The sequence below is a fragment of the Cellulomonas citrea genome (assembly GCF_009829685.1).
Classification (GTDB): domain Bacteria; phylum Actinomycetota; class Actinomycetes; order Actinomycetales; family Cellulomonadaceae; genus Cellulomonas; species Cellulomonas citrea.
The window spans coordinates 1-5,809 of record NZ_VWSD01000168.1 but is presented as its reverse complement, the minus strand read 5'-3'; the positions used below and the strand labels follow the sequence as shown (position 1 = coordinate 5,809).

7 protein-coding genes and 1 pseudogene are annotated in these 5,809 nt (G+C 75.8%); 5 read left to right on the top strand and 3 right to left on the bottom strand.

Features of this window, described 5'->3' with window-relative positions:
• Positions 1-131: 131 nt before the first annotated feature.
• Both F2B26_RS14070 and F2B26_RS14065 read right to left on the bottom strand, forming a co-directional pair.
• Positions 132-1,043, bottom strand: coding sequence for a DMT family transporter (locus F2B26_RS14070; protein ID WP_159810432.1), 912 nt, complete (start codon positions 1,041-1,043; stop codon positions 132-134).
• 1 nt (position 1,044) lies between these two features.
• The gene (locus tag F2B26_RS14065; protein ID WP_159810430.1) at positions 1,045-1,629 is read right to left on the bottom strand and encodes a pentapeptide repeat-containing protein; all 585 of its coding nucleotides are present in this window, start codon (positions 1,627-1,629) and stop codon (positions 1,045-1,047) included.
• A gap of 58 nt (positions 1,630-1,687) precedes the next feature.
• Between F2B26_RS14065 and F2B26_RS14060 the strand changes: the two genes are divergently transcribed.
• Positions 1,688-2,257, top strand: coding sequence for a GNAT family N-acetyltransferase (locus F2B26_RS14060; protein ID WP_159810428.1), 570 nt, complete (start codon positions 1,688-1,690; stop codon positions 2,255-2,257).
• A gap of 18 nt (positions 2,258-2,275) precedes the next feature.
• On the opposite strand, the gene F2B26_RS14055 is transcribed toward F2B26_RS14060, so the two are convergent.
• The gene (locus tag F2B26_RS14055; protein ID WP_159810426.1) at positions 2,276-2,899 is read right to left on the bottom strand and encodes a hypothetical protein; all 624 of its coding nucleotides are present in this window, start codon (positions 2,897-2,899) and stop codon (positions 2,276-2,278) included.
• Between the two features lie 103 nt (positions 2,900-3,002).
• Here F2B26_RS14055 and F2B26_RS14050 point away from each other — a divergent pair, with 103 nt between their 5' ends.
• The 4 genes and pseudogenes from F2B26_RS14050 to F2B26_RS14035 all read left to right on the top strand — a co-directional run.
• Positions 3,003-3,683 carry a response regulator transcription factor gene (locus F2B26_RS14050; RefSeq protein ID WP_159810424.1) on the top strand — a complete coding sequence of 227 codons (681 nt, stop codon included), beginning with the start codon at positions 3,003-3,005 and terminating at the stop codon, positions 3,681-3,683.
• Positions 3,680-4,963: an ATP-binding protein gene (locus F2B26_RS14045; RefSeq protein ID WP_159810422.1), complete on the top strand. Its 1,284-nt coding sequence runs from the start codon at positions 3,680-3,682 to the stop codon at positions 4,961-4,963. Before F2B26_RS14050 ends, F2B26_RS14045 begins: the two co-directional genes overlap by 4 nt.
• 85 nt (positions 4,964-5,048) lie before the next feature.
• Positions 5,049-5,516, top strand: a complete 468-nt coding sequence (locus tag F2B26_RS14040) for a hypothetical protein (protein ID WP_159810420.1) — start codon at positions 5,049-5,051, stop codon at positions 5,514-5,516.
• Positions 5,509-5,809, top strand: a pseudogene (locus F2B26_RS14035) (hypothetical protein); the annotation flags it as partial. The gene F2B26_RS14040 and the pseudogene F2B26_RS14035, both read left to right, overlap by 8 nt.

The window sequence follows — 5,809 nt, the reverse complement described above, 5'->3', positions numbered from 1 at the left end:
GCTGCCGACCGTGCCCGGGCTCGACCACCGGGAGCCGACCGCCGCGGTCGCCTGCGGACCCGCGCTGCCCTGAGCCGCGCGGTGCGGGCCGGGCGGGTCGAACCGGCCCGGCCAGCCGGTCCGGCGCGCCCTCAGCCCCAGAGCCGCACGATCGCGACCCCGAGGAGCACGAGCAGCGCGCCGGCCACCCGCCGCACGGAGACCGGGCGCCGCGTCGCGCCCAGGAACCCCCGGTGGTCGAGCACCAGCCCGGACACGATCTGACCGAGCAGCACGATGCTCACCGTGAGCGAGGTGCCCAGCACGGGTGCGGCCAGGGCGTTCACCGTGACGAAGGCCGCGCCCAGGAACCCGCCGGTCCACGTCCACCACCGCGCGCCGACGGGTCGGTGCACCCGCTGCCGGCCCGCCAGGTTGACCACGACGAGGCACAGCGTGCCGACGGTGAACGAGACGAGCGCCGCCGACAGCGGGGACGCCAGCACCGCGCCGAGCCGGCCGTTCACCGTGGTCTGCACCGCGCCGAGCACCCCGCCGACCACACCGAGCAGCCCGAGCACCGCCATCGCGGCACCCCGCGGGCTGGGGGCACCGGGTGCGGACCGCCCCAGGTTGACCGCCACCGCACCGACGACGACGAGCGCGGTCCCGGCCAGACGGGGCACCGTGAGCGCCCGTTCGGCCACCCCGAACGCCCCGGTGAGATCGATCACCAGACCGCCGACCACCTGCCCGACGACGGGCAGCAGCACCGTGGCCGAGGCCCCGACCCGCGGCATGAGCACGATGTTGAGCGTGAGGAACACGGCCCCGCACAGGCCGCCGACCCAGATCCACCAGGGCTGGGCCGCCGCGGTCGCCGCGAGCGGCAGCGGTGCGCGCGTCACCAGCACGAGCGCACCGAGGCCGACGGTGCCCACCGCGAACGAGACGAGGGAGGCGGGCAGGGTCGCGCCGATCGCCCGTGAGAGCCGGGTGTTGACCGAGGTCTGGACCGGGATGAGCGCCCCGACGAGCACCCCGAGCAGCGCGGCGACGAGCACGTCAGACCACCGTCACGCCGAGGTGGGCGGCCAGGTCACCGGCCAGGTCGACCACCTGCGCCTGCGTGAGCCGGGCCCCGGGCAGCCCGTCGACGCCCTCGAGCAGGTCCCACGTGAGGCCCGTGAGGTCGACGTCGGTGAGCCGGGCGCCGCGCAGCACGAGGCGGCCCACCCGCACCCCGGTGGTGCGCAGCCCGCGCACGGCGGCCCCGGCCAGGTCCAGCTCGTCGATGCGGCAGCCGTCGAGCACGAGGTCGCGGACCTGGGCCTGGCGGGCCAGCAGGTAGTCGATCCGTCCGCCGCGCACCGTGAGCCGGGTGGCCGTCGCGCCACCGGCCTGCACGGCGCCCCAGCGCACGTCCTGCCAGAGGCAGTCCTGCCAGGTGGCCCCGGACATCGACAGCGATGCGGCACGCCCGCCGTGCACCCGCACGTCGAGCAGCCGGGCACCGTCCAGCCGGACGTCGTCGAGCGTGGCGTCGACCAGCTCGCACTCCAGCAGCCGGCCCGACGAGCCGTCCTGGCCGGACAGGTCCCCGGTGAGGCGCTCACCGTCGAGGTCGCAGTCACGGGTGAGGTGGATCACCGCGCAAGCCTGGCACGTCTGGGCCCGAGGTCCCGCCCATCCCTGCGAGGATGACGGCATGCGCCACGACCTGAGGCTCGAACGGTACGGGGTGCGTCTCGTGCCGCTCGCCGACCGGCACGCCGCTGCCCTGTTCCGCCTGGTGGACGACGAGATGTGGGCCAACATGGGCTCGCTCGTGCCGCGCAGCGAGGCGGACATGCGCTCGTGGGTTGCCACCGCGCACGCCACCGAGGCGCGCTGGGCCTTCGCGGTCATCGGCGACGACGGCCAGGTGCGCGGCTCCACGTCGTTCTACGACTGGGAGGACAAGGTCCGCCGGGTCGAGATCGGCTACACGTTCTACGGCCGGCAGTGGTGGGGCGGCGCGACCAACCCGGCGTGCAAGTTCCTGCTGCTCGAGCAGGCCTTCGAGGTGTGGGACGCCCGCCGCGTCGCACTGCGCGCCGACGCCCGCAACGAGCGCTCGATCGGCGCGATCCGGCGGCTCGGCGCGGTCCCGGAGGGCGTGCTGCGCCACCACCGCATCGGGTCGGACGGCGAGCCTGCCGACACCGCCTACTTCTCGATCCTGCCCGACGAGTGGCCCGCGGTCCGCTCCGGGCTGCTCGCCCGCCTCGAGGGCTGACCCGCCCGACCGGGAGCCTCAGCCGCCGGTGTGGTCGGTGTGCTCGGACTCGCTGTCGGTGTGGTCGGACGACGTGGTCTGCGTCGGGACCCCGCTGACGCACGTGGCGCGGACCTTCGTCTCCTGACCGTCCCGGCTGAGCTCGACCTCGACCTGCTCCGGCCCGGCCGAGCCGACCTCGACCGTCCAGCCGTCCTGGGGGGTCGCGTAGAGCAGCGTGATGGTCGCGCCCGTGCAGGAGGCGGCGACCGTCCCGCCGGTCACGGCCCAGGTGCGGGCCTGGGCCACCGGGCCCGGCTGGGGCGCCGGCGTCGGGTCCGTCGGGGTGGTCGGCGCCGGGGTCCTCGACGGCCGGCCCGCCGGGTCACCCGTCGGCGGATCCGTCGGTGACGGGCTCTCGACCGGTGCCGTCGACGACGGCTGCGGCGTCACGGAGGTGCTCGGGGTGGGCGTCGGCCGCGGGGTGGCACGTGCCGAGGCGAGCGCGGCCGCGACCTCGGACTGCGAGAGCACACCGGTGCGCGGGGCGCCGTTGTCGATCACGGCCACGGCACGCCAGGCGACGGTGCCGGTGAGCCCGGTGGCCAGCAGCCAGGAGAGCACGGCGACGGTCCGGATCCGCCTGGCCCTGGTCAGCTGCACCGGTTCATGGTGCCGCATCGGTGGTGCAACGCAGCGTTAAGGGAAGCACAAGGTCCACATGAGAGGGCGTGCCGACCGGCCGCGATGGCCTAGCGTCCGGGGTGTGGCCGACGTGCTCATCATCGAGGACGACCCGACGATCAGGACCGCGCTCGTGCGGTCCCTGTCGGCGCGCGAGCACTCGACGATGACCTCGCCCACCGCGCTCGACGGTCTGCAGAGCCTCGTGGACCACCGCCCGGACGTCGTGCTGCTCGACCTGGGCCTGCCCGACCTGGACGGTGGGTCGCTGCTCGCCATGATCCGCGCGGTGAGCGATGTGCCGGTCATCGTCATCAGTGCCCGGGACGACGGGCCGCAGATCGTCCGGGTGCTCGACGCGGGCGCCGACGACTACCTGGTCAAGCCGTTCGCCGCCGACCAGCTCGAGGCGCGCATCCGGGCCGTGCTGCGCCGCGCCGCACCCGCCGCCCCGGCCGGCCCCGTCGTGGTCGGCGGCCTCGTCGTGGATGGGCGGGCACGCACCGCGACGCTCGACGGGGTGGCGCTCGAGCTGTCGCCCAAGGAGTTCGACCTGCTGCTCTACCTGGCCGAACGCTCCGGTGAGGTGGTCGCCAAGCGCGAGCTGCTCGCCAAGGTGTGGAACCAGCCCTACGGCGGTGCGGACAAGACCGTCGACGTCCACCTGCACTGGTTGCGCCGCAAGCTGGGGGAGAGCGCCGAGGAACCGGTCTACCTGCACCGGGTGCGCGGCGTCGGCGTCAAGCTGGTGCCGCCCGGATGAGGGCCCTCCTGGTGCGGTACGGGCTGGCGATGACGTCCGTCGTCCTCGTCGCCTTCCTCGTGCCGCTCGGGCTGCTCGCCCGGTCGCTGGCCGCCGAGCGGGCGCTCGGCGCGGCCCGGCAGGACGCCCAGTCGGTCGCCATGTTCGCCGGGGTGGTCGCCGACGACCCCGTCCGGCTGCAGGCGGCGCTGCTCGCCGTCAACCACGACCGGCGGCGCACCACCGTGTTCACCCCCGACGGCCAGGTGCTCGGGGCCGACGCCGACCGGGACCAGGCCGTCGAGCTCGCCGCGCTCGGCCGCGCGCTCACCTCGACGGTGCCCGGCGGTGTCGCCGTGCTGCTGCCGGTCGGCGGGTCGGACGGTGTCACGGTGGTGCGCACCTTCGTGCCGACCTCCGAGCTGACCGCCGGGGTCGGGCGGGCGTGGGCGGTGCTCGCCGGCGTCGGCGTGATCCTCCTGGCGGCCACGGCGCTCGCCGGTGACCGGATCGCCGCCCGGCTGTCGCGCTCCGTGCGGGACCTGGCGAAGGTGGCCGAACGGCTCGGGTCCGGTGACCTGTCGGCGCGGGTGGTGCCGTCCGGGCCGCCCGAGGTCGCGTCCGTCGGCGTCGTGCTCAACGGGCTGGGCGACCGGGTGGGCGACCTGCTCGCCGACGAGCGCGAGCTGATGGCCGACCTGTCGCACCGGATGCGCACCCCGATCACCGCGCTGCGGCTGGACGTCGACCTGCTCGCCGACCCGGTGGAGCGGGCCCGGATGGCCGAGCACGTCGACGGCCTGGTCACCGCGGTGGACACCGTGATCCACACCGCGCGCGAGCACGGCCGGCGCGGACCCCAGCGCTGCGACGCCGCAGCCGTGGTGCGCGACCGGGCGCGGTTCTGGGCGGTGCTCGCCCGCGACCAGGCCCGGGCGCTGCGGGTCGACGTGCCGGACCGGCCGGTGCCCGTCCCCGTCGCCGAGGGTGAGCTGGGCGCGGCGCTCGACGTGCTGGTGGACAACGTCTTCCGGCACACCCCGGCCGGGACGGCGCTCGCGCTCCAGGTGGCCGTCGGGCCGGGCGGAGTGAGTGTCGCGGTGGCCGATGCCGGCCCGGGCCTGGCCTCGACGGTGCTCACCGAACGGGGCCGCTCCGGCAGCGGCTCGACCGGGCTCGGGCTCGACGTGGCCCGCCGCACCGCCGAGCGCGCGGGCGGTTCGTTGCAGGTGGGGACGGGTCTGCAGGGCCGTGGTGCCCGGTTCGCCCTGGTTGTCCCGGCGGCGTTAACCGAGCCTTAGTCCCTGGTTGCCGCCGGCCTCACCCCGCCGCAGCGACGGTGGTCCCACGACACCGCACGGTGCCGTGGGAACGAGAGGGACCACCATGAGCTGGAGAACCCGCAACCTGCTGGCCGGTACCGCAGGACTCGCGCTGGCCGGGGCTGGTGCGTTGACGGTCGCCCACGCCTCGTCGGGCGAGCCCGCCCCCACGCCGACGACGACCTCTGCGAGCCCGACCCAGGACCCGCAGGCAGCCCGCCTGAGCACCGAGCTCGATGCCCTGCTCAGCCGGCTCAGCGGGCTGGAGCAGGCGGTCGCGGCCTCCGACCAGGTGCCCGTGCCGGTGGTGGCGCCGGTCGACACCGGTACGAGCGCCCCCCGGAGCGCGAGCACGCACAGCGGCTCGGACGACTCCCCGGCGCCCGTGTCGGCAGCGCCGGCCCCCGCCCCGCACGAGAGCACCGAGGATGCGCGCGAGCACACGGAGTCCGAGCACGAGGACTCCGAGCACGAGAGCTCGGAGCACGAGACCCCGGAGCCCGGCCACACCGAGGGGGCCGAGCATGACTGACCGCAGCCGGTACGGGCGCCGGCTGGCGGCCCTGGCCATCGTGCCGGTGAGCGCCGGGGTGTTCGGCGGCGGGGTCGCGTGGGCCGGGTCGCACGACCCGCTCGCCACCCCGTCCCCGACCCCGACGACGCCGCAGGCCACCGCCACGACCGACCCGCAGGTCGAGGCGGCTCTCGCCCAGATCGCCGACGCCCAGACCAGGATCGCGGCGCTGCAGGCCGTGCTCGACGAGAGGGCGGCCCAGGCTGCGGCCGCGCAGGCGGAGGCGGACGCCCAGGCGCAGGCCGCAGCGG

Excerpts from the sequence above, each read along its gene's own strand:
- F2B26_RS14060 (WP_159810428.1), top strand. The coding sequence starts at position 1,688 with ATGCGCCACGACCTGAGGCTCGAACGGTACGGGGTGCGTCTCGTGCCG.
- F2B26_RS14045 (WP_159810422.1), top strand. The coding sequence starts at position 3,680 with ATGAGGGCCCTCCTGGTGCGGTACGGGCTGGCGATGACGTCCGTCGTC.
- F2B26_RS14040 (WP_159810420.1), top strand. The coding sequence starts at position 5,049 with ATGAGCTGGAGAACCCGCAACCTGCTGGCCGGTACCGCAGGACTCGCG.